This window comes from Pseudomonadota bacterium (assembly GCA_041395565.1).
In the GTDB taxonomy this organism is placed as follows: domain Bacteria; phylum Pseudomonadota; class Gammaproteobacteria; order UBA9214; family UBA9214; genus UBA9214.
The window spans coordinates 501911-523206 of sequence record JAWLAI010000003.1; the positions used below are offsets into that span (position 1 = coordinate 501911).

Annotated in this window: 22 protein-coding genes; 7 read left to right on the forward strand and 15 right to left on the reverse strand. The window is 64.9% G+C overall.

Annotation, left to right across the window (positions count from 1 at the left end):
• Window positions 1–12 precede the first annotated feature (12 nt).
• From R3F42_05520 to R3F42_05560, 9 genes are all read right to left on the reverse strand, one after another.
• Window positions 13–693 (reverse strand): glutathione S-transferase family protein, encoded by a 681-nt coding sequence (locus R3F42_05520; GenBank protein ID MEZ5541486.1) that lies wholly within the window; start codon window positions 691–693, stop codon window positions 13–15.
• Window positions 694–730: 37 nt separating this feature from the next.
• Window positions 731–1219 carry a hypothetical protein gene (locus tag R3F42_05525; protein ID MEZ5541487.1) on the reverse strand — a complete coding sequence of 163 codons (489 nt, stop codon included), beginning with the start codon at window positions 1217–1219 and terminating at the stop codon, window positions 731–733.
• A 123-nt stretch (window positions 1220–1342) separates the two neighbouring features.
• A complete protein-coding gene (locus R3F42_05530) occupies window positions 1343–1966 on the reverse strand; it encodes a hypothetical protein (GenBank protein ID MEZ5541488.1) in 624 nt (207 codons plus the stop codon).
• Between the two features lie 91 nt (window positions 1967–2057).
• Window positions 2058–2471: a hypothetical protein gene (locus tag R3F42_05535; protein MEZ5541489.1), complete on the reverse strand. Its 414-nt coding sequence runs from the start codon at window positions 2469–2471 to the stop codon at window positions 2058–2060.
• A gap of 138 nt (window positions 2472–2609) precedes the next feature.
• Window positions 2610–3425, reverse strand: a complete 816-nt coding sequence (mutM, locus tag R3F42_05540; GenBank protein ID MEZ5541490.1) for a bifunctional DNA-formamidopyrimidine glycosylase/DNA-(apurinic or apyrimidinic site) lyase — start codon at window positions 3423–3425, stop codon at window positions 2610–2612.
• Between the two features lie 266 nt (window positions 3426–3691).
• Window positions 3692–4558, reverse strand: coding sequence for a DUF4340 domain-containing protein (locus R3F42_05545; GenBank protein MEZ5541491.1), 867 nt, complete (start codon window positions 4556–4558; stop codon window positions 3692–3694).
• On the reverse strand, window positions 4558–5913 hold the full coding sequence (locus R3F42_05550; GenBank protein ID MEZ5541492.1) for a Gldg family protein: 1356 nt from the start codon (window positions 5911–5913) through the stop codon (window positions 4558–4560). Before R3F42_05550 ends, R3F42_05545 begins: the two co-directional genes overlap by 1 nt.
• Window positions 5914–6037: 124 nt before the next feature.
• A complete protein-coding gene (locus R3F42_05555; GenBank protein ID MEZ5541493.1) occupies window positions 6038–6793 on the reverse strand; it encodes an ABC transporter permease subunit in 756 nt (251 codons plus the stop codon).
• Window positions 6790–7743: an ATP-binding cassette domain-containing protein gene (locus R3F42_05560; GenBank protein ID MEZ5541494.1), complete on the reverse strand. Its 954-nt coding sequence runs from the start codon at window positions 7741–7743 to the stop codon at window positions 6790–6792. The genes R3F42_05555 and R3F42_05560 overlap by 4 nt, the downstream gene beginning before the upstream one ends.
• A gap of 394 nt (window positions 7744–8137) precedes the next feature.
• Here R3F42_05560 and R3F42_05565 point away from each other — a divergent pair, with 394 nt between their 5' ends.
• Window positions 8138–10120, forward strand: coding sequence for a hydantoinase/oxoprolinase family protein (locus R3F42_05565; protein ID MEZ5541495.1), 1983 nt, complete (start codon window positions 8138–8140; stop codon window positions 10118–10120).
• Between the two features lie 134 nt (window positions 10121–10254).
• On the opposite strand, the gene rpmG is transcribed toward R3F42_05565, so the two are convergent.
• From rpmG to radC, 3 genes are all read right to left on the reverse strand, one after another.
• Window positions 10255–10410: a 50S ribosomal protein L33 gene (gene rpmG / locus R3F42_05570; protein ID MEZ5541496.1), complete on the reverse strand. Its 156-nt coding sequence runs from the start codon at window positions 10408–10410 to the stop codon at window positions 10255–10257.
• Between the two features lie 12 nt (window positions 10411–10422).
• Window positions 10423–10659, reverse strand: coding sequence for a 50S ribosomal protein L28 (gene rpmB / locus R3F42_05575; GenBank protein MEZ5541497.1), 237 nt, complete (start codon window positions 10657–10659; stop codon window positions 10423–10425).
• Between the two features lie 128 nt (window positions 10660–10787).
• Window positions 10788–11465: a DNA repair protein RadC gene (gene radC, locus R3F42_05580; protein ID MEZ5541498.1), complete on the reverse strand. Its 678-nt coding sequence runs from the start codon at window positions 11463–11465 to the stop codon at window positions 10788–10790.
• A gap of 127 nt (window positions 11466–11592) precedes the next feature.
• Here radC and coaBC point away from each other — a divergent pair, with 127 nt between their 5' ends.
• From coaBC to argB, 4 genes are all read left to right on the forward strand, one after another.
• Window positions 11593–12828 carry a bifunctional phosphopantothenoylcysteine decarboxylase/phosphopantothenate--cysteine ligase CoaBC gene (gene coaBC, locus R3F42_05585; GenBank protein MEZ5541499.1) on the forward strand — a complete coding sequence of 412 codons (1236 nt, stop codon included), beginning with the start codon at window positions 11593–11595 and terminating at the stop codon, window positions 12826–12828.
• Window positions 12809–13264, forward strand: a complete 456-nt coding sequence (dut, locus tag R3F42_05590) for a dUTP diphosphatase (GenBank protein ID MEZ5541500.1) — start codon at window positions 12809–12811, stop codon at window positions 13262–13264. Before coaBC ends, dut begins: the two co-directional genes overlap by 20 nt.
• Before the next feature lie 88 nt (window positions 13265–13352).
• A complete protein-coding gene (locus R3F42_05595) occupies window positions 13353–15968 on the forward strand; it encodes a phosphomannomutase/phosphoglucomutase (protein MEZ5541501.1) in 2616 nt (871 codons plus the stop codon).
• A gap of 92 nt (window positions 15969–16060) precedes the next feature.
• Window positions 16061–16954, forward strand: coding sequence for an acetylglutamate kinase (gene argB, locus R3F42_05600; protein ID MEZ5541502.1), 894 nt, complete (start codon window positions 16061–16063; stop codon window positions 16952–16954).
• A 7-nt stretch (window positions 16955–16961) separates the two neighbouring features.
• Here argB and R3F42_05605 read toward each other — a convergent pair whose 3' ends face one another.
• Window positions 16962–18002, reverse strand: coding sequence for a DUF4124 domain-containing protein (locus R3F42_05605; GenBank protein MEZ5541503.1), 1041 nt, complete (start codon window positions 18000–18002; stop codon window positions 16962–16964).
• A 92-nt stretch (window positions 18003–18094) separates the two neighbouring features.
• Here R3F42_05605 and R3F42_05610 point away from each other — a divergent pair, with 92 nt between their 5' ends.
• Complete coding sequence (locus tag R3F42_05610) at window positions 18095–18850, forward strand: sulfite exporter TauE/SafE family protein (GenBank protein ID MEZ5541504.1); 756 nt, start codon at window positions 18095–18097, stop codon at window positions 18848–18850.
• A gap of 65 nt (window positions 18851–18915) precedes the next feature.
• Here R3F42_05610 and pyrE read toward each other — a convergent pair whose 3' ends face one another.
• Complete coding sequence (gene pyrE / locus R3F42_05615; GenBank protein MEZ5541505.1) at window positions 18916–19557, reverse strand: orotate phosphoribosyltransferase; 642 nt, start codon at window positions 19555–19557, stop codon at window positions 18916–18918.
• A 68-nt stretch (window positions 19558–19625) separates the two neighbouring features.
• On the opposite strand from pyrE, the gene R3F42_05620 reads away from it, so the two are divergent.
• Entirely contained in the window at window positions 19626–20399 is a 774-nt protein-coding gene (locus tag R3F42_05620; GenBank protein ID MEZ5541506.1) for an exodeoxyribonuclease III, read from the forward strand.
• 294 nt (window positions 20400–20693) lie between these two features.
• Here R3F42_05620 and R3F42_05625 read toward each other — a convergent pair whose 3' ends face one another.
• A complete protein-coding gene (locus R3F42_05625) occupies window positions 20694–20906 on the reverse strand; it encodes a hypothetical protein (GenBank protein ID MEZ5541507.1) in 213 nt (70 codons plus the stop codon).
• Between the last annotated feature and the right edge of the window lie 390 nt (window positions 20907–21296).

Sequence of the window (21296 nt, forward strand, 5' to 3'; positions counted from 1 at the left end):
TCCTGGTCCGGCTCAGTCGCCGCTCCGGTAGGACGGGTGATCGAGCTCGTCCTCCGCGATGACTTCCGCCTCCGTTTCGCCTGCGGCCATCCACGCGCGGACGTGAGGATCCGCGAGCACGGTATCGACATACGCTGCTGCAATGCCGTCCAGTGCCACAGTGTAGCCGAAAAAACGCAGTGCGACCGGTGCATACATGGCATCCGCGATCGAGAATTGCCCGCACAGCCAGTCACCATCCCGGCCGTGGTCGGTGCGGCAGCGGCACCAGATTGCCTTGACCCGCTCGATCTCGCGCAGTGCCGCGGCCGACAGCGGGACGTCGCGGAAACGCCTGCGGCAGTTCATGGGCAGTTCGCTGCGCACCTGCCCGAAGCTGGAATGCATCTCCGCGCTGATCGCGCGCGCCATGGCGCGGGCGCCGCTGTCGGTCGGCCAGCCCCGCCCGTTGAGGTGGCGTTCGGAGAGATATTCGAGGATCGCCAGGGAATCCCAGACGACCAGATCGCCATCGAGCAGGATGGGAACCTTGCCGTCGGAAAACCAGGGCGCCAATTCCCGCTCAGTGGTGTCGGTGAACAGGGCGACGCGCCGTTCCGTGAAGTCCAGGCCGAAATGCCGCATGAACAGCCATGGCCGCAGCGACCAGGATGAATAATTCTTGTTGCCGATGATCAGGGTCAGGTCGGGCATGACGCGAGCTTTCCGTGCGTTACCCGATCGACCGGGCTCAGGTGTAGAGGATGAAGATCGCGGCGCCGGCAGCCAGCAGGAAGAACATCAATCCCATCGAGGCATTATCGTCCTCCTGCGGGCGGAATTCCTCGAGGTGCGCCTCCGCTTCCTGCACCAGCTGCTCGATGGCGGACTGGCGCTGTGCCAGGTGCGCGGCCGCCAGTTCGCGGCGGCGTTCCGCCTCACCCAGTACACGCTCGCATGCCAGCGCGTACCGCGTCTCGGCCACGTCGTCGTCCTCGCCGTTCTCCGCTTCGAGCCACTGCTCGTCGAGCCGCAGCAGGTGCCGTTCCTGCCAGTTTTCGATAACCTGGTACTCGCGTTCGAGCTGTTCGCGGCAGTAGTTGGCAATGGCGTTGCCGTGGCCATGCCCGGCCCAGGTCAGCAGTTTGTCCGCGTCCAGTTCCAGGCCGGTTACCTTGCCTTCCTGATCCTTCGTTTCGACGTACAGGTGGGGTGGCAGGTTAAGCTCCAGGGCGCTCATACAGGATCCTCGCGGGCTGGGTTCGTAGCGGCGTATTCTACCTTGAATACGTCCGGCGTGAGGAGAGCGTGGGGTGCCGGAGTAATGGCGCCGGTGGCGCGGGATGTGCCGGCGAGCGAGTTGTCAGCCGCGTCGGGCAGGCGCTTGCACGCGTGCCGTCAGCAACAGGCCGGTGATTCCGGAGAGCAGCAGTACCAGTGCACCTGGCACCGGTACCGGCACGATCGAGGTGAGGGTGACGTCGCCGAATGCATAGACGGCGCAGCCGCCGATACCGCCCGGGTAACAGGCACCGTCAATCGAGCTGAAGGCCTGGCCAACCTGCCAGTCCTGTACCCGCCAGTCCGGACTGGTCGCTGCCGAGGCGAGGATTCTGACATCTGTGATATTGCTGGTTATCTCGCCGATATTGGGCACGGTCGTGCTGTACCAGTTGAACCCGGAATAATTGCCGATGCTCAGACCGCCGTTGATGATCGAGCCCGATACCAGGTCGGTGTAGAAATAGTTCCAGGTGCCGGCACCATTGCTGAAGCTCGACTGGTTCGCGGCAAAATCCACGACGAAGACGTAGGTCAGCGGTGTCTCGCCAACGACAATGTCAAAGTCGGTGAGGGTGTAATCCTGGTGATACGACTGGAAGCCGGTTACCAAGCCTTCGAAGGTGTACTGCAGCAGCGCTGCCGGCGCCAACCTGCTGCAGAGCGTGAACGCGACAGCGATCGCGACAAGCGTTATTCTTTTCATCTGCGGCACCCCCTACCCGGTACTGCTGCGTGCATCTGGATGAAGTCTAGTTGTTGTGGCGTGTCCGGTCCAGTCGGCTGCGCCTGTCAGCCTATTTGACCGCCTGCGGCTCGCGCAGTCCGGCGATGACCTTGCCGTTCATGAGTACGATGAAATAGTGCGGGCGCGGATTGTCGGCATTGTGCGCTTGCAGCTTGACCAGATAGTGCCAGTGATTCTCGTGGTGCGGGATCTGTTTCAGCTCGATGCCCGAGAGCGTGGCATCCGCCAGCGCCGGGTCTGCGGCGAGGTGCTTGTGCACTGCATCCAGCGCCGCGGTCAGTGACAACGGCGGTGCGCCGCTGAAGGGTTGCCATTGCGCGGATGCGTCGATGTCGACGGCCTCGATCGAGGCGACGACCCGGGCATTGTCCATGAACTCGATCACTTCGACCGGAAATTGCACGGCCGGTAACTTCGTGCTGCAGCCGAGCAGCACCAGGGCCGGTAGTATTCGCATTCGCATCAGCACTGTCTCCGTAAGGTCAGGCCCTTATTGTACATGCTTTGCACAGACGGGCGGTGCCTGCCGGTTACGGGAAAATTCATGCGGGAGAGCAGGGTATTCCCGCGGACCGCATGGGATTATGAGGTGGGTTCTAGCCTATTTCTGGCACTGCGGGCAGTAGAACGTGGCGCGCTGGCCCTGGCGGATCATGCGAATCGGAACCCTGCAGCTGATGCAGGGTTCGCCGGCCTTGCCGTAGACGTTGAGGTGCATCCGGAAGTAGCCGGGCTTGCCCTCGCCGTTGACGAAGTCGCGCAGCGTGGTGCCGCCGGCGGCGATGGAGTCGGTGAGCACTTCCTGGATGACCTCGGCGAGCAGGTCGTATTGCTGCCGGTTGATGCGGCCGGCGGCGCGACGCGGGTTGATACCCGCCATGTACAACGCCTCGGATGCGTAGATATTGCCGATACCGACCACGATATGGCTGTCCATGAGCAGCTGCTTGATGGCGGCTTTGCGTCCGCGTGATGCGCGATAGAGATAATCCCCGGTCAGTTCGTCCCCCAGGGGTTCGACGCCGAGATCGCGCAGCAGCCGGTGCCTGTCCGGCGCGCGCGTGGTCCAGTGCAGGCTGCCGAAGCGGCGCGGGTCGGTGTAGCGCAGCACCGTGCCGTTTTCGAACTCGATGTCGACGTGATCATGCCGGCCCGCCGCGGTGCCGGCCGCGATGATGCGCAGACTGCCGGACATCCCGAGATGCAGGATGAGGGTGCCGTTGTCCGTTGCGAGCAGCAGGTACTTGGCGCGGCGATCGACATGGCGGATGGTCAGTCCGGCGAGCGCCCCCTCCAGCCTCGGCGTCACCCGCCAGCGCAGGTCGCGGTTGCGGACGATGACACGCGCAACGCGCCGGCCCTGGATGTGCGGCGCGATACCGCGGCGGGTGGTCTCGACTTCCGGTAGTTCGGGCATGATAGGTCTTCTATATTGTATGTTTCTGTTCGGGCGACTATAGGAAGTTTGCAGCGTTCTGATGCGTTCAATGAATTTTCACCCTGTCGGTCGAGGGACTTTCTCTTGCGTGCGCAAGAGAAAGTCCCCAATGAGAAGGGCACCCGGTACGTCAGCGCAGATGACGTACCGGGCAAGCCTGCGGGGCCGCCTTTCTTTTCGCCCCTTTTCTATGGCGGCGCAAAAAAAAGGGGCGCGCCCGACAGGGCGAAAGATTGCATGACGGGTTATTCCTGCAACGGTTCCTCTGGTGCTTGCGGCAAAGCCAGCAAACCCGTGCCCACGTCTCCCGCCAGATGATACTGAATACCCCAGTCCGGCCGGGCGAGCACCAGATCCGGTTCGCGTGCTGCGATGTGAAACACGACCGGGTCCGTAACGCCCTGCAGCGTCACGCGTACGGTCTCGGGAAATTCACCGGGTTCGTAACGGCGCACATACAGGGCGCTGGCGTGCTGCCAGTCCTGGACCAGCGTCTCGATGGCATCGGCGGAGACGCCGGGCAGTTCCGGGGTGAGGCGCCAGTGCACCCCGTCGCTAAGGCTCAGCGACAGCCCGGGCAGTTGCAGTGCCGTGACCTTGGCGGCTTCCGGCAGCAGCCGGCGACTGGCAAAGCTGGCCAGTCCCGCATTGGGCAGGTGCTGGTAGCTGTCCCCGACCAGGTAGACTTGCGCGCCAAGCCTGACGTAGCGCAGTCCGTCGATGGCCTCGGTCGTGCCGAGATCGAGCTGGGTCGCATCGAAACGCACACTCGCCTGCGGCGGATCCAGGCCCAGGCCTGCCAGCGCGAGCGTGCGCGCGGGGTAGCTGCGCACGACAGTGGCCTGCAGCAATGCCAGCACGGTATGGACCTGGAAGTCATCGGCCGGGATGGCAGTGGCACCCTGAATCAGCCAGTGTCCGGCCTGCTTGCGGAACAGGAGCGGCTCGGCGCCGCTACGGCTCAGGTCGATTGCGCTGACCGTTTGCGGGTCGATGCCGGTGACCGTTTGCACGCCCGCATGCTGCTCCAGGCCGGGGCGGTACCAGATCAATGCCCCCAGGCCCAGGGCGAGCGCGGCCAGCGCCAGGTTGAGCAGGGTGCGGGTTGACATCAACGGCGCCGCCGGCGCAGCCAGATGGCCAGTCCCGTCACCAGCAGCAGCAGCGGCAGGCCGGCGAGGAAACCGAGACCGATCGCGGCGGTCGTCTTGCGGTCCAGCACCAGCGCGGTATCGGGCGCTCCGCGCACGCGGATGTCCATGAAGGCATCGTCGTGGCTCAGCCAGGTGATCAGGTTGAGACCGAGATCGAGGTTGCCGGCATTGCCCAGATAGGTGTTGGACAGGAAATCACCATCGCCGGCCACGACCACGCGCTGTTCCGCGCCATCCCCGCCGTCCGGCCGGCTGCGCACCAGGGCAATGCCGATGTCGAGCGGGCCGGCGCGTTCATCGGTGTTCGGGTCATACTTGATCTCGCCCTCCAGTGCGCCGAGCTCCGTCCAGGAACGCTCCAGCGTCGTGAGCAGCGGGACCGCATGCCAGTGCGTGGTGTCGTTGATTTCCAGTGCTACCGCTTCCGGGTACACGCTGACCATGGTCATCTCGCGTGTGACCGGATGATTCGGATAACCGGTGACGACCACGAAGCTCGGGTTGTCCACCCCGAACATGGCGCCCGTGGCATCCACCACGCGCCCGGGCAGTGCGAGCACCCCGAGCGTATCCGCCAGCGGCGCCAGGCTGCGCGGACCGTCGGGTTCGGTCAGCCACAGCAGGTTGCCGCCGCGCGTGACGTAGTCCTGCAGTGCGGCGACCTCGCCGGGGAGCAGTTCCACGCGCGGGCTGGCCAGCACCAGCACGGTGGTGTTGGACGGGATCGCGTGTTCGGCGAGGTTGACGGTTTCCACCCTGAGGCCCTTGCGCTCCAGTTCCGCGCCGAACAGCCCCATACCATAGTTGGTATCGCCGCTCGGCGGACGTTCGCCATGGCCGGTGACGAATACGATCCAGCGCTCCTGCTGGCGCGACAGGCGCAGCAGGGCGTTGCTGAGATGCTGTTCCCCCAGCGTCTTGATGTTCTCACTCGCCCCCTTGTAGCTGACGACGATGGCGCCTCCGCTGGTGATGCCGAGCTCGCGCACCTGTTCCGGCACGGTGTCGGGATTGATGAATTCCAGCGTGATGCCGGGCTTGAAACGCTGGTAACTGCCGACCAGGTCGCGGATCTGCTGCCGCAGCAGCGCATCCTGGCCGACGTAGGCGGTGATGTTGACCGGTGCGTCCAGGTTGGCGAGCAGCTTGCGGGTGTCGGCGGACACGGTGTTGCGCGCGCCGGCGGTCCAGTCCGCCTGGTAGACGTACTGGGTGCTGAGCCAGGCGAGCATGCCGATCACGCCGATAAACAGCAGCGCGAACAGCATGCTCTGCAGGCGCATCAGGGTGCGGATGTGCTGGGTGATCTTCATGTGCCACTGGTGCCAGATGCCGACACCTGCGCTGCCGCAGTGCCCGCGTGGAGTTTTCGCAATCGCATTGCCTTCATGTGTACTGCCCGTTAAGCCGTGCCGCCGTCACCCGCTGCAGTAGCGGCTAGTTCTGCAGCCGCATACTGTCGAGACGGCGGATCGTGAAGCCGACGAACAGGACGATCACCAGCAGGTAGTAGCTGACGTCCATGCTGTTGAACAGGCCCTTGAGCAGCGGGTCGTAGTGCGTAAGCATCGACAGGTAGGCCAGTACGCCGCTGTCACTGTCGGTGGTCGTGGCGCCTTTGTCGATGATCCACAACAGCAGCAGCAGGCCGAAGGTGGTAACGGCGGCCACCGTGGGCTGCTGGGTGAGCGCCGACATGTACACCCCGATGGCAGCGAACGCAGCCAGCACCAGCGCCAGCGCCAGGATGCAGGCTGCCAGCTTGCCGAGATCCAGGTCGGTGCCGGCCAGCAGCGACAGCGGCATGAACGTGAGCATGGCCATCATCACCAGGAAGAAGCCGAGCACGCCGAGATACTTGCCCAGCACGATCTCGGACATCGAGACCGGTGCGGAAAACAGCAGGGTGAGCGTGCGGTTGCGACGCTCCTCGCTCAATACGCGCATGGTGATCAGCGGTGTGATCAGCAGTAGCACGATGGCCGCGTCGGCATATAGGGGGGCGATGATCAGGTCGGCGATTCCGGGGGCGCCCTCGATGGCGGCCAGCTGCGGCTGGATCAGCACGTACTGCTCGATATAGGACAGGAACTGGAAGGCGAGGATCGCCTGGGTTACCGCGAGAATGGCCCAGGCCAGCGGCGACAGGAACAGGCTGCGCAGCTCGCGCGCGGCGATGGTGAGTATCATCAGGCGGCCTCTTCGCTGTCCTGCACCGCGACATCGGCCGTGGTCAGGTCGATGAATATCTGCTCCAGCGAACTCCGCTCGGGGGCCAGCTCCGCCAGGCGCCAGCCGGATGCCACGGACTGTTCGATCAGGGCCTCGGACGGGTCGTCACCGCCATGCTGGATACGGACACGGTCGTCGTCCAGATAATCGACCCGGGTCACGCCGGGCAGCCGTTGCAGGGCGGCGATGTCAGGGGTCGTGTTGAAGCGTGCCAGCAGCGACGTCGCGTGCAGGCGTGCATCCAGGCTGGCGATGCTTTCCGAGAACACCAGCCGGCCGCGGTGGATGATCTGCACGCGATTACACGTGGCCTGCACCTCCGGCAGGATATGCGTGGACAGGATGATGCCGTGCTCCCGGCCGAGTTCGCGTATGAGCGTGCGGATCTCGCGGATCTGCAGCGGGTCCAGGCCGACCGTGGGCTCGTCGAGGATCACGACCGCCGGGGTATGGATGATCGCCTGGGCGATGCCCACGCGCTGCTGGTAGCCCTTGGACAGGTTGCCGATCAGGCGCCGGCCGACCGCGGTCAGGCCGCAGCGGTCCTTGGCGGTGCCGATGGCGCTGCGGCGGCGGCTGCGCTCGATACGGTGCAGCCGCGCGCAATAGGCGAGGTATTCATCTACCGTCAGTTCGCGATATACCGGCGGTTGTTCCGGCAGGTACCCGATCTCGCGCTTGGCGCGCTTGGGCGCGTCGAGCAGATCGATGCCGAGGATCTCGATCTCGCCGGCGCTGGGGGCCAGGTTGCCGGTGAGCATCTGCATGGTGGTGGACTTGCCGGCACCGTTCGGGCCGAGGAAGCCGAGCACGTCGCCGCGCGCGAGGTCGAAGCTGACGTCGCTGACCGCACAGCTTTGGCTGTAGTAGCGGTACAGGTTGGCGGCATGCACCAGGGGATCATTCGACATGGCGCCTATTATTGCCGTCCGTTCGCCGAATTCAAGTTCGGCGTGCCGTGTCGGCCCTGCGCGCGCACGGATGCAGCATGCGCTGTACAGCGACATGTCGCGCCAAGTCGCAACGGCGCAAATTAAATTACTGCAGCATCCGGATGTCACAGCGGCTGTCGCGACCTGCCGCTAACGTCCGTTCTTCCGGTTTGAGCCGGTCCGGTGCGGGCGCATGTCCAGGCCAGGCAGGGATAACCGCTGGTTTTCAGAGACTATTCGCTAGGATCATATCCCGCATCGGCATGTCTTGGCGCGAGTCAATGATTTTCTTCGCTATCTTTACCTGCGCCGCGTCTCTGCGCGCGGATTCTTTGCGCGGTCCGCACTGGCGTCACGCTACAATACGTTCCCTATGACGGATTCCGGCTCCACGCATCCGCGTCGCTGGCTCGGCATCGACACCGGCGGCACGTTCACCGATTTCGTCCTGTTCGACGGGGTACGGTTGCGCGTGCACAAGGTGCTGTCGACACCCGCAGCCCCGGAGCGGGCCATCCTGCAGGGCATAGCCGAGCTCGGACTGGATATGCTTGGGCTGCGCGTGCTGCACGGATCCACCGTTGCCACCAACGCGGTGCTGGAACGCAAGGGCGTGCGGACCGCCTACATCACCAACCGCGGGCTGGCCGATGTCCTGACCATCGGGCGCCAGGCGCGTCGCGAACTGTACGCGCTGCAACCCCGTCCCGAGCCGCCACCGGTGCCGCCCGCGCTGTGCTGGGAAGTGGACGCGCGCCTGGGGGCGGATGGCGCTCGCGTGGCGGCATTGACGGCTGCGGACCGCGCTGCGCTGCAGCAGTTGCTGCAGCGGCACCAACCCAAGGCGGTGGCAATCAACCTGCTGTTTTCCTTTCTTGATGACAGCGACGAGCGCGCGATCGCCGCCTGGTTGCCGCCGGAGCTGTTCGTCACGCGTTCCGCAGAGGTGCTGCCGGAATGCAGGGAATATGAACGCGGTATCGCGACCTGGCTGAATGCCTGGGTCGGACCGCGTGTCGCCGGCTATCTCGGGCGGCTGCATGCCGCGCTGGACCCGGCCCCGGTGGCGGTCATGCAGAGCAGCGGTGGCACCGTCAGTGCGGCACAGGCGGGACGCAAGGCGGTCCAGCTGCTGCTGTCGGGACCGGCCGGCGGCCTGATGGGCGCGCGTGCCGTTGGACGCCAGGCGGGGCATGCGCGGCTGCTCACCTTCGACATGGGCGGTACCTCGACCGATGTCGCGCTGATCGACGGTGATATCCGGCTGACCGCGGAAGGGCGCATCGGGCCGTGGCCGGTGGCCGTGCCCATGGTCGACCTGCACACCATCGGTGCCGGCGGCGGGTCGATCGCGCGTCTCGACAGCGGCGGTCTGCTTGCGGTCGGCCCGGAGTCGGCCGGCGCCGATCCCGGGCCCGCCTGCTACGGGCGCGGCGGGCTGCAGGCGACCGTGACCGACGCCAACCTGGTGCTGGGCCGGCTGCTGCCGGACGCCTTTCTCGGCGGCGCGTTGCGGCTCGATGTCGAGGCCGCGCGGCGCGCGCTGGGACAGCTGGCGTCGGGCATGCGGGTCGACGTTGCGGAGGCGGCTGCCGGTGTGATTGCCGTCGCCAACGAGCACATGGCGCAGGCGCTGCGCGTGATCTCGGTGCAGCGTGGCGTCGATCCGCGTAACTTCGTGCTGGCTTCGTTCGGCGGCGCGGGTGGACTGCATGTCTGCGCGCTGGCGGCGGAACTGGGCATGGCCCGTGCGCTGGTCCCGGTGCATGCCGGCGTGCTGTCGGCGCTGGGCATGCTGGTGGCGCCGCCCGGGCGCCAGCTGTCGCGTACGCTGACCGGGGTGCTGGCGGAGATCGAGGAGTCCGTTATCGAGGACGGGTTGCAGGCCCTGGCCACGCAGGGGCGCGCCGAACTCGTCGCCGAAGGGCTTCCGGCCACCGCGATTTCGTCTGCATTCAGTCTCGATCTGCGCTACCAGGGCCAGTCCTGGTCACTCAATCTGCCCTGGCAGGGGCGCGCGGCGACCCGCGCTGCGTTCGAGAGCCTGCACGCCAGGCGTTACGGGCATCGCCTGGACAGTCCGGTCGAACTGGTCACGTTGCGCTGTGGATTGCACGGGCCGGCACTGGACATCCCGCTGCCAGCGCTGGCGCGCGGCCGTGCCGCCAGCCCCCGGTATACCGCGCTGGCCGGTTACAGCCGCCCGGTGCCGGTCTACGCGCGGGGCGAATTGTGCGCCGGGCAGTGCCTCGACGGTCCCGCGCTGGTCACCGAGACGGTGGCCACTACCTGGCTGCCGGCCGGTTGGTCGTGCACGGTAGACGCGGTCGGCAACCTGCTGCTCGAACGGGAGTGAACATCGTCGCGCGCTGCTGCGCTGGCAAGACAGACCTTGCGGCTGTGCGCGGCATGACCCGGTAAAGCGAACCGCTGGCAACAAAAAACCCGGCGGGGCCGGGTTTTCTGGCGGTGCAATGATGATGACCGGGATTACTTGATCTTGGCTTCCTTGTACATCACGTGCTTGCGCACCACCGGATCGAATTTCTTGATTTCCATCTTCTCCGGCATGTTGCGCTTATTCTTGGTGGTGGTGTAGAAGTGGCCGGTGCCGGCGCTGGAGACGAGCTTGATCTTGTCGCGCATGGTAAGTACTCCTTAAACCTTTTCGCCGCGGGCACGGATCTCTGCCAGCACGCTGTCGATGCCCTTCTTGTCGATGATACGCATGCCCTTGTTGGATACGCGCAGCTTCACGAAACGCTTTTCACCCTCGACCCAGAAGCGATGCTCGTGCAGGTTGGGGAGGAAGCGGCGACGGGTCTTGTTGTTGGCATGGGAAACGTTGTTGCCGCTGATCGGGCGCTTTCCCGTGACCTGGCATACTCTGGACATTGCTGTGAACCTCTGAAAAAAAGCCCGCCATCAGCGGGAAGGGCGCATTTTATACCAGAAAGCATGTCGCTATACAACCCGGTCCATTGCGGCGTCTGGTGGTAATTTCCATTATTTTCAGTTGCTTGTCAAATGAGCCCGCGTTCGGCGAAGGAGCTGCCGCCGCCTTCACCCACGACGACGTGGTCCAGCACACGCACATCGATCAGCGCGAGTGCATCCACCAGCCGGCGCGTGAGCGCGATATCGGCCCGGCTCGGTTCTGCCACCCCGGAGGGATGGTTGTGGGCCAGGATCACGGCGGCGGCATTGATCTCGAGCACGCGCCGCACCACCTCGCGCGGGTGCACGCTGGCGCCGTCGATGGTGCCGCGGAAGAGTTCCTCGTACGTGATGACGCGATGGCGGTTGTCGAGGAAGAGGCAGGCGAACACCTCGTACGGCAGATGGCGCAGCCGGCTGGTCAGGTAGCGGCGTGTGGCCTCCGGATTTTCCAGCGTGTCTGAGCGCTGCAGCGCTTCCTGCAGGTGGCGGCGCGCCATTTCCAGCACAGCCTGCAGCAGGGCGAACCGGGCAGGGCCGAGCCCGGCATGGGCACAAAAGGCGGTACGGTCGGCATCCAGCAGGGCGCGCAGTCCGCCAAAGGCGGTGAGCAACTCGCGCGCCAGGTCGACCGCCGTCTTGCCGCGCAGTCCGGTCTGCAGGAGGATCGCCAGCAGCTCGGCGTCCGAGAGGTTGCCGGGTCCATGCAGGAGCAGTCTTTCGCGCGGCCGTTCGCGGGCCGGCCAGTCCCGAATGCGGTGCATGTCCCAGTATCCGGGCTGCGCCGTCGTGATGACATCGGGCAAGCACACGATGCGGTGTAGGATGCGGCGGCGTTGCGCGACGCGTTTTGGGTTCGTGCCTGACCATCTTCTGTTAAACTCCAGTCGTATGAATACCTTATTAGGTAAACGCCTGCTGCTGGGCGTGACCGGCGGGATTGCTGCCTACAAGAGCGCGGAACTCGTCCGCCAGCTGCGTGCGCAAGGTGCGGAGGTGCGGGTGGTGATGACGGCGGGAGCCCAGGCTTTCATCACCCCGCTGACGCTGCAGACCCTCTCCGGGCAGCCGGTACATACCGAACTGCTTGATGCCACAGCGGAATCCACCATCGGTCACATCGCACTGGCGCGCTGGGCCGATGTCCTGCTGATCGCGCCGGCGACTGCCGATTGCATCGCCCGGCTGAGCCAGGGCCGGGCGGATGATCTGCTCGCTGCCGTGGCGCTGGCCTGCGAGGCACCGGTGGCGGTCGCGCCGGCCATGAACCGCGCCATGTGGGAGCATCCGGCCACCCGCGCCAATGTCGACACCCTGCGCAGCCGCGGTGTGCATGTCTTCGGTCCGGCGCCGGGTGAGCAGGCCTGCGGCGAGACCGGGCCGGGCCGCCTGCTGGAGCCGGCCGCACTGGTCGCGGCGGTTGCCGGACTGTTCGAGACGCGCGCGCTGACCGGCCGCCGTGTGCTGGTCACGGCGGGGCCGACCCGCGAGGGTATCGACCCGGTGCGTTACCTCAGCAATCACAGTTCCGGCCGTATGGGTTACGCCGTGGCGCAGGCCGCCGCCGAGGCCGGTGCCGAGGTAACCCTGGTGAGCGGGCCGGTCAACCTGGAGACACCGGCGCGCGTGCGCCGCATCGATGTGGTCAGTGCGCTCGACATGCAGCGTGCCGTGCTCGATCAGGTGGCGAATTGTGATATTTTCATCGCCGTCGCGGCGGTGGCCGATTACCGGGTGGAGCAGCCAGCTGGGCACAAGCTCAAGAAGACCGCTGCGCGGCTGACGCTGCATCTGGTACGGAATCCCGACATCCTGGCCGAGGTGGCCGCGCTCCCGCAGCCGCCCTTCACGGTGGGGTTCGCGGCCGAGACCGAGTCACTGGCCGCGCACGCGCATGCCAAACTCGCGGCCAAGGGCGTCGACATGATCGCGGCGAACCAGGTCGGCCCCGGCCAGGGCTTCGGCTGCGAGGACAACGCCCTCCGGGTGATCTGGGCCGGCGGCGAACGCGAACTGCCCCTCGCCGGCAAGCACCGGCTGGCGCGGCAGCTGCTGACGCTCGTCACCGAGCGTTACAACGATTCGGGCAACAGGGTGATACGCATCGATGCAAAAGATTCAGCTTAAGATACTCGACCGGCGCCTGGGCCACGAGTTTCCCCTGCCGCATTACGCGACCGCGGGTTCCGCCGGCATGGACATGCGTGCCTGCGTCGATGCTCCCCTGGAGATCGCGCCGGGCGCGACCCATCTGATACCCACCGGACTGGCGATCCACCTCGAGGAAGCCGGCTTGGCTGCCATCCTGCTGCCGCGTTCCGGCCTGGGCCACAAGCACGGGATCGTGTTGGGAAACCTGGTCGGGCTCATCGATTCCGACTACCAGGGTCAGGTCTTCGTGTCCTGCTGGAACCGCGGCAGCGAGCCGTTCATGGTGATGCCTGGCGAACGCATCGCGCAGATGGTCATCGTCCCCGTGGTACATGCCGAATTCGAGCTGGTGGAGGAATTCGCCGCCAGCGACCGGGGTGCGGGCGGCTTTGGTCATACCGGGCGGCATTGAATTCAATCATGCCGCGCGTCTGCCGATACCCGTCTAGTCTGAAAAAACCCATTTTGCTCAGGATGTTGCAGTCAGCCGAAGGACAGCCATGAAATTTCCGTTACCCGGTTCCAGCAAGCGCGCTCGGCCGGCCGCGAACAAGGCCAAGTCGGTGCCGGAAAAGTTGCATTCCGCCAGCCTGGCCCGGGTAAGAACCCAGCTGTTATTCGCCGGGATCATCCTGCTCACCGTCCTGGCCTATTTTCTGTTCCAGTTGACGGCGATCTACATCGTCGCCGCCAAGGAGCGCGAAACCACCACCACCACCGATCTGCTGGCTGCCAGGGTTGCCGCGATGGCGGATTACTACGGTGCCAGTGCCGCCCTGCTGGCCAAGGATCCGGAGATCGCTGACATCCTGATGGTCGGGACCGCGGCCGACCGCGCTGCGCGCGAGGAGTCGCTGCGCTACGTGTTTCCGACTGCGATCAACGTGCGCCTGCTGCCGCCGGGTATCACCATGGTCGACCCCAATGCCTCGCCGCCACTGAGCTATGCGGCACTGGCGCAGATGGCCAGCGCCGAGAAGAATGTCGAGCCGCCACCGGTCGAGGTGCATCTGTTCAACACCCCGCAGCAGCACGTGAACATCGTGCGCAAGGTCATGGATCCGGCCGGTACGGGCGTGGTCGGCCATATCATGCTGTCCCTGTCCAATGATGTGCTGCAGGGTATCCTCGACGACCTGAAGGAATTGCATGGCTACATCGAGTTACGCCAGGACGGTGAGAAGGGCGAACCGGTGGTCGTGGCAGTGCGCGGCGCTGCGGGACTGAAATCAGGCGCGCCGGAACGCGTGGTCCCGATCGAGCACACCCGCTGGCAGATCGCCTGGTGGCCCGAGAGCGGCGCACTGGCCGCGCTCGCGGGAATCAGCATGTGGGTACTGGCGGCGCTGGGCGTCTGCGCGGCGCTGTTCGCCGCGCTGGTCTTCGTCCTGTTCCGGCGCCTGTTCCGGGCCCTGCGCCAGGACGAGGTCACCATCGTCACCCTGATGAAGGACTTCCGCGATGGACGGCTGCGCCGCGAGGAGGGTGGCGGGCTTGCCGAGTTGCATCCAACCATCGAGTTCATGATCCAGCTCGCCGCCAGTGCCAGAGAGACCGGCGCGCAGCGCCGGGCCGCGCCGCGCGAGCGCGACCGCGAGACCGGCGGCACACAGGCAGCAGCGTCCGCAGCCGCCGCTGTTCCCGCGGACGCCGCGCCGGCCGCGGTCACTGATTTCACCACGGCGGTGCCGGCCGGCAGCCTAATCGTGGAAGAAACTACCCGGGACGTCGATGCGATCATGACCGGAATCGACCCGTCGATATTTCGTGCCTACGATATCCGTGGCATCGTGGACCAGACCCTGACCGAAGACGCCGTGCGCTTCATCGGCCAGGCGATCGGTAGCGAGGCGCTGCAGCGCGGCCGCAACGAGATCGTGGTCGCACGGGACGGGCGGCTGTCGGGTCCGCGACTGGTCGAGGCGCTGATCGAGGGCATCGTCGCGACGGGCTGCGACGTCAAGGACATCGGATGCGTACCGACGCCGGTGCTGTATTTCGCGACCTTCTACCTCGATACGCAGAGCGGTGTCATGGTGACGGGCAGCCACAACCCGCCCGAATACAACGGCCTGAAGATCGTGATCGACGGCGAGACCCTGTCCGGCGAGGGTATCCAGGACCTGCGTGAGCGGATCAAGGCCGGTAACTTCATCTCCGGCAACGGCAGCGTCGAAACCATCAACGTCATACCCGACTATATCGAACGCATCCGCAGCGATGTCACCCTGGCCCGCCCGCTGCGGGTGGTGATCGATTGCGGCAACGGTGTGGCGGGTGCCGTGGCGCCCGACCTGCTGCGCTCGCTGGGTTGCACGCTGACGGAACTGTACTGCGACGTGGACGGCAATTTCCCGAACCACCACCCCGATCCCAGCAAGACGGCCAATCTCACCGACCTGATCAACAAGGTGCGCACCGGACATGCCGATATCGGCCTGGCCTTCGATGGCGACGGCGACCGCCTCGGCGTAGTTGCGGCCGACGGCACCATCATCTGGCCGGACCGGGTACTCATGCTGTATGCAATGGATATCCTGGAGCGCAATCCGGGCGGTATGATCATCTACGACGTGAAATGTACCCGCTATCTCGACCGGATCATCCGCGAGCATGGCGGCGAACCGTTGATGTGGAAGACCGGTCATTCCTTCATCAAGGCCAAGATTCGTGACACCGGGGCGCTGCTGGCCGGCGAGATGAGCGGGCACATCTTCATCAAGGAGCGCTGGTACGGATTCGACGACGGACTCTATGCCGCGGCCAGGCTGTTGGAGATCATCGCCAAGGATACCCGCAACAGCACCGAGATCTTCGCCGAGCTGCCGGACAGCGTGAATACGCCGGAGCTCAACGTGCACATGCGCGAGGGCGAGCCGCCGAAATTCATGCGGCGCCTGCTCGAGACCGCGCATTTCGAGGGCGCCACGGTGTCGACCATCGACGGCCTGCGCGTCGACTTCGAGGATGGCTGGGGACTGGTGCGTGCCTCGAATACCACGCCGGTTCTGGTGCTGCGCTTCGAGGCCGACACCGATAACGCCCTGCAGCGGATCATGGATGAATTCCGGCGCGCCATGCTGCAGGTGCGGGGCGACCTGGCACTGCCGTTCTAGCAGCGGTAACGCGTCCGTGCGGCACTTGTGAGCCGGTGGCGCACACGCGTACACTTCGTACACGAATCGTTACCGCACAGGTTGGCCGCAGCATGTCCCTGACTCCCGCATCCGCCCAGAACGTCGCCCATGTTCTCACCGAGGCGCTGCCCTATATCCGCCGCTTCCGCGGCAAGACCGTGGTCATCAAGTACGGCGGTAACGCCATGGTCGACGAGGATCTCAAAAGCGGTTTTGCCCGCGACGTGGTGCTGATGAAGCTGGTGGGCATCAATCCGGTCGTGGTGCACGGCGGCGGCCCCCAGATAGGCCGTCTACTGGAGCGGCTGGGCAAGGAGAGCCGTTTCGTCGACGGCATGCGCGTGACCGACAGCGAAACCATGGACGTAGTGGAGATGGTGCTGGGCGGCCTGGTCAACAAGGAGATCGTCAACCTGATCACGCGTCACGGCGGGCACGCGGTCGGCCTGACCGGCAAGGACGGGGATCTGATCCGCGCGCGCAAGCTGACGATCCGGCGCCATACCCCGGAACTGGATGCGCCGGAGATCATCGATATCGGCCACGTCGGCGAAGTGCAAAGCATCGACACCAGTGTGGTCGACATGCTGATCGGCGGCGATTTCATACCGGTGATCGCACCGATCGGGGTGGGCGAGGACGGGCACTCCTACAATATCAATGCCGATCTGGTCGCGGGTCACATGGCCGAGGTGCTCAAGGCCGAGAAGCTGATCCTGCTGACCAACACCCCCGGGCTGCTGAACAAGCAAGGCGAGTTGCTGACCGGCCTCAAGCTCGCGGACGTGCGGCGGCTGATCGATGACGGCACGGTGTCCGGCGGCATGCTGCCGAAAATCGGTTGTGTCATGTCGGCGCTCGGCAGCGGGGTGCGTGCGGCACATATCATCGATGGCCGGGTGGCGCATGCAGTGCTGGTGGAACTGTTCACCGACGAGGGTGTGGGGACGCTGATTTCGTCCTGATGCCGCGCTAGCGGTTGATGCTCGACATCAGGTAGCGGAAACGCTCGATGTCATCGTTGTATCTGGTTTCCGCCTCGAGCTTTTCGTGCCGCTTTGCCTGCAGCTTGGCTTCGCTGATGGAAATCTCCGACATCACGTCCTTCATCTGGTTGACCAGGTCGTTCGGCAGCACCTCGCCGCGACGCTCGTACTCGTCCGCGTTGTCGGACAGCTCTTCCAGGCGTCGCTGCAGGCCGTCGATATCGTAATAGCCCTGCTTGATCTCCCGGTCCATCACCTCGAGCTCCTCGTTGCGGGCGAACACCAGATCATCCTCGCTGCTGAATGTGCCCAGCAGCGTCCGGTCGTGCCGGTCCAGCTTGAGTTCCGGATTGTCCATGGCAAGGTCCAGGGCCGAGCGACGCTTGTCCGGTTTGGGCGAGACGCCGGCGGAGGTCAATTCCTCGTAGCGCTTCATATCGAAGGCGAACTGCTGTTTGATCTCCTCGATCTCGGCCTGCTTGTCGAGCGAGAATTCCTTGTTGTGGTTGATCTGGTCGCGCAGGTTCTTGATCTGGTGCTGCAGCGTGAACGGCAGCTCCTTGCCGCTGCGCTCGTAGCTGGCGGCCTCCTCGGTCAGCGCCAGCAGGCGTTCCTGCATGGCGCGGATACGGCTGTGCGTGAGCTGCACCAGGCCCTGCACCATTGAGATCTTGTCCTGCTGCGCCTTCAGCATGTCTTCCTTGCTGGCGTAGGTGGCGAGCAGGCTGCGATCGTGAATGGCGCGCTTCTCGGCGCGTTCCTTCTGCTTTGCCTCGAGTTCGGCGAGCCGTTCGGCCTCGGCTTTCTCTTCCGGCGTCAACGGGGCCTTGTAGACCTTCAGCACCCGGCCCTGCTCGTTGAGCTCCTTGCGTTCGGAGTATGCCGCCTCGGGCGGGAGCCGGTTGCTGTACTGGATATTGCCGTCGGCATCGACCCATTTGTAGGCGCGTTCGGCATGCACGGCGCCCGCAGCCAGCAGCACAGGCATGGCCAGCAGGCAGCGCAGTGTACGGGTGATGTTCATCATTGCCGGATCAGTCTGTCGCTCTTGTTGCGCATGCGGTTTTCTGCAACTCTGCTGGCTGGAAAATATACCGTAATCAGGAAGCGGGGAAAAATGTGAGCCTTGCCGAACAACTCCTGCTTTTCCTGCTATCCCTGCTGGCCAACGCCTTCTCGGCATTCTCGGGTGGTGGTGCCGGACTCATACAGCTACCCGTCCTCATCTTCCTCGGACTGCCGTTCGCAATTGCGCTTGCCACGCACAAGGTCGCCAGCGTTGCCTTGGGTATCGGCGCTACAATCAGGCACTTGAGAGAAGGGGCGCTGGAGCGTCGTCTGGCGACGACAATCCTGCTTGCCGGCTTGCCCGGCGTCGTTCTCGGTGCCAACGTCATCCTCGGCGTCGACGGGCGTCACGCCGAGGTGGCGCTGGGTCTGCTGACGGCAGGTCTCGGCATCTATTCCTGGCTGCACCCGCAACTGGGCCAGAACGTTATCCCGGTCAACCACGGCCGCCGCGGGCGCTTGTGGGGTGGCCTGGTCCTGTTTGCCATCGGTGCACTGAACGGGTCGCTGACCTCTGGCACCGGCCTGTTCGTCACGCTGTGGCTGGTCCGTTGGTTCGGGCTCGACTACCGCCGGGCCATTGCCTATACCCTGATCCTGGTCGGCGTGTTCTGGAACGGGACCGGCGCACTGACCCTCGGCATCCTCGGCGATATTCGCTGGAGCTGGTTGCCCGCGCTGCTGCTGGGTTCGCTGCTGGGTGGTTATCTCGGCGCACACCTCGCGATCCGTTCCAGCAATCGCTGGATCAAGCGCGCCTTCGAGCTGGTGACCTTGCTGGTGGGGATCAAACTTATCGTCGGGTAGCAGGCTCGCGCCAAGACGCAAAGGCGCCAAGAAAATCTGAAAACGTTTCGCGCAGAGACTGCGTTTCAAACCCCGTATTCCGCCCGGTAGGCCTCGATGCGGGCGATGTCCACGTCATGGCCCGGCTGGGTCGCGAGGTATTCGAGCAAGTGCTCGAGGCGCACGATGCTGACCACCGGTACGCCCAGTGTATCCTCGACTTCCTGGATTGCCGAGCGCTCCCCGCGGCCGCGCTCCTGGCGATCGAGCGCGATGACGACACCGGCCAGCGTGGCGCCGGCACCCCGGATAATGTCGACCGACTCGCGGATGGCCGTACCGGCCGTGATGACGTCGTCGATGACCAGCACCCGCCCGGCGAGGGCCGCGCCCACCAGGTTGCCGCCCTCGCCGTGATCCTTGGATTCCTTGCGGTTGAAACACCAGGGCACGTCGCGCCCGTGCCGGTCGGCCAGCGCGATACTGGCGGCCGCGGCCAATGGAATGCCCTTGTAGGCCGGTCCGAACAGCACGTCGAAGTCGATGGCGCTGTCGACGATAGCCTGTGCATAACAACGTCCGAGCCGGGCCAGGTGCGCGCCGGTGTTGAACAGGCCGGCATTGAAGAAATAGGGGCTGACGCGGCCGGATTTCAGGGTGAACTCGCCGAAGCGAAGCACCCCGGCGCGGATGGCGAAATCGATGAATTCGTGCTGGTAGCCTTTCATGGTGAACAGGGTCGTTATGACTGTGGAAGGCCGTTATCATACACACCCACAGCCACGGGTGGGGCCGCATGCGCATCATAACAGTCAACGTCAACGGTATCCGCTCGGCGGCGCGCAAGGGGTTTTTCCCGTGGCTGGTGCGCCAGCAGGCGGATGTGGTCTGTTTGCAGGAAACCAAGGCCCAGGTCGGGCAACTCGCCGATCCGGTGTTCCGGCCGCGCGGCTGGCATGTCCATTTCCATGACGCCGAGAAAAAGGGCTACAGTGGGGTGGCGATCTATAGTCGGCGCCGCCCGGACCGCGTGATCGCCGGGCTGGGCTGGCCGGACGTAGATGCCGAGGGGCGCTACCTCGAGGCGCGCTTCGGATCACTCAGCGTCGTGTCGCTCTACCTGCCGTCCGGCTCCTCGAGCGAGGAGCGCCAGCAGGTGAAATTCGCCTTCCTGGAGCGATTCATGCCCTGGCTGCGCGAGGTCAAGCGCAAGCGTCGTGAGTATATCCTGTGCGGCGACTGGAATATCGCACATCGCGAGATCGACCTGAAAAACTGGCGCGGCAACCAGAAGAACTCCGGTTTTCTGCCCGAGGAACGCGCCTGGATGGACGAACTGTTCGGACCGGCCGGTTTCGTCGACGCCTTCCGTGCCGTCAACCAGGCAGCGGAGCAGTTTACCTGGTGGTCAAACCGTGGCCAGGCATGGGCAAAGAACGTCGGCTGGCGCATCGATTACCAGATCACCACGCCGGGTATCGGCGCGGCGGTGCGGGGCGCGAGGATCTACAAGGACAAGCGCTTCTCCGATCATGCGCCGCTGATCATGGATTACGACTATGAGTTGTGACTTCCGGCGCCGTGCGCTGCACCGACGCAAAGTCGCCACGCATGCTGCCGGCCGGCCGCAGGCACAGATGCGGCGTGCACAAAGCCTGGCAGAATTCTCTGTCGCTGGAACTCATTGCCAGGATGCGGACCGCAGCTGTTGAGCGCAGATTCTCGCTTCCCGGCAGCGCCTAACAAGCAGGCCAATTACCCGCCTGCAGAGCGGTCCTCGCTGCAACGCAGTATTCATCCCGGTGCGCCTAGGCGTGATCTGAAGTTGATTTGCGCGGCGGCCTGGCGAGCGCGCCGCGCCGGTCTATCTGGAAGAGGGCAGATCCTGGTCGATCTGTACCAGCCCGCTGAACATCAGCAGGCGGTCCTCGAACGTGGTGTTTTCGAGGCGTCGGTCGGACAGCCGCCGCCGCTCGGCGATGACCAGTGCACCGCAGCTGTCCTTAAGCGGGAAGTCACTGGCCAGCCCCCAACGGCGCTGCCCCAGATTCCTGCGTTCCGGGATGCTTCGTCTCATGATTTCAAGCGTAGTCGATAATTCGGACTTCATGGCGGTATAACCCTGCTTTTCTTGCCGGTTATAGAGCGCCACATTTTCCCCGCGAGCGCACGCAATGCAATAGACCGGGTGGCTAATACTTCTGTACTAACCGCTGTGTACCGGTTGCCGGTCCATGCGGATCAGCAGCGGCAGGATGACGGTCAATCCCGGCAGGTGGGCGGAGAGGAGGTCGGTCCGATGCGGATACTGTCGACCGCGGCGCCGGAACAACCGCCTTGTACTCGGCGGGCAGGGGTGGCAGCGGCGGGAACATCGCAAGCAGGGTCGCGGTTGTCCTGTGCGCCAGGTTCGAGCGCCGGTTGCTGCGGCCGGTATCACGCATACCCCCGACAGATTATCGGCGCT

Coding starts and splice junctions, on each gene's coding strand:
- R3F42_05535 (MEZ5541489.1), bottom strand. CDS start 2,471: ATGCGAATGCGAATACTACCGGCCCTGGTGCTGCTCGGCTGCAGCACG.
- R3F42_05560 (MEZ5541494.1), bottom strand. CDS start 7,743: ATGTCGAATGATCCCCTGGTGCATGCCGCCAACCTGTACCGCTACTAC.
- R3F42_05605 (MEZ5541503.1), bottom strand. CDS start 18,002: ATGATGAACATCACCCGTACACTGCGCTGCCTGCTGGCCATGCCTGTG.
- dut (MEZ5541500.1), top strand. CDS start 12,809: ATGCAAAAGATTCAGCTTAAGATACTCGACCGGCGCCTGGGCCACGAG.
- R3F42_05550 (MEZ5541492.1), bottom strand. CDS start 5,913: ATGAAGATCACCCAGCACATCCGCACCCTGATGCGCCTGCAGAGCATG.
- radC (MEZ5541498.1), bottom strand. CDS start 11,465: ATGCACCGCATTCGGGACTGGCCGGCCCGCGAACGGCCGCGCGAAAGA.
- rpmG (MEZ5541496.1), bottom strand. CDS start 10,410: ATGCGCGACAAGATCAAGCTCGTCTCCAGCGCCGGCACCGGCCACTTC.
- R3F42_05530 (MEZ5541488.1), bottom strand. CDS start 1,966: ATGAAAAGAATAACGCTTGTCGCGATCGCTGTCGCGTTCACGCTCTGC.
- R3F42_05545 (MEZ5541491.1), bottom strand. CDS start 4,558: ATGTCAACCCGCACCCTGCTCAACCTGGCGCTGGCCGCGCTCGCCCTG.
- rpmB (MEZ5541497.1), bottom strand. CDS start 10,659: ATGTCCAGAGTATGCCAGGTCACGGGAAAGCGCCCGATCAGCGGCAAC.
- R3F42_05520 (MEZ5541486.1), bottom strand. CDS start 693: ATGCCCGACCTGACCCTGATCATCGGCAACAAGAATTATTCATCCTGG.
- coaBC (MEZ5541499.1), top strand. CDS start 11,593: ATGAATACCTTATTAGGTAAACGCCTGCTGCTGGGCGTGACCGGCGGG.
- R3F42_05565 (MEZ5541495.1), top strand. CDS start 8,138: ATGACGGATTCCGGCTCCACGCATCCGCGTCGCTGGCTCGGCATCGAC.
- argB (MEZ5541502.1), top strand. CDS start 16,061: ATGTCCCTGACTCCCGCATCCGCCCAGAACGTCGCCCATGTTCTCACC.
- mutM (MEZ5541490.1), bottom strand. CDS start 3,425: ATGCCCGAACTACCGGAAGTCGAGACCACCCGCCGCGGTATCGCGCCG.
- R3F42_05525 (MEZ5541487.1), bottom strand. CDS start 1,219: ATGAGCGCCCTGGAGCTTAACCTGCCACCCCACCTGTACGTCGAAACG.
- R3F42_05620 (MEZ5541506.1), top strand. CDS start 19,626: ATGCGCATCATAACAGTCAACGTCAACGGTATCCGCTCGGCGGCGCGC.
- R3F42_05625 (MEZ5541507.1), bottom strand. CDS start 20,906: ATGAGACGAAGCATCCCGGAACGCAGGAATCTGGGGCAGCGCCGTTGG.
- R3F42_05595 (MEZ5541501.1), top strand. CDS start 13,353: ATGAAATTTCCGTTACCCGGTTCCAGCAAGCGCGCTCGGCCGGCCGCG.
- pyrE (MEZ5541505.1), bottom strand. CDS start 19,557: ATGAAAGGCTACCAGCACGAATTCATCGATTTCGCCATCCGCGCCGGG.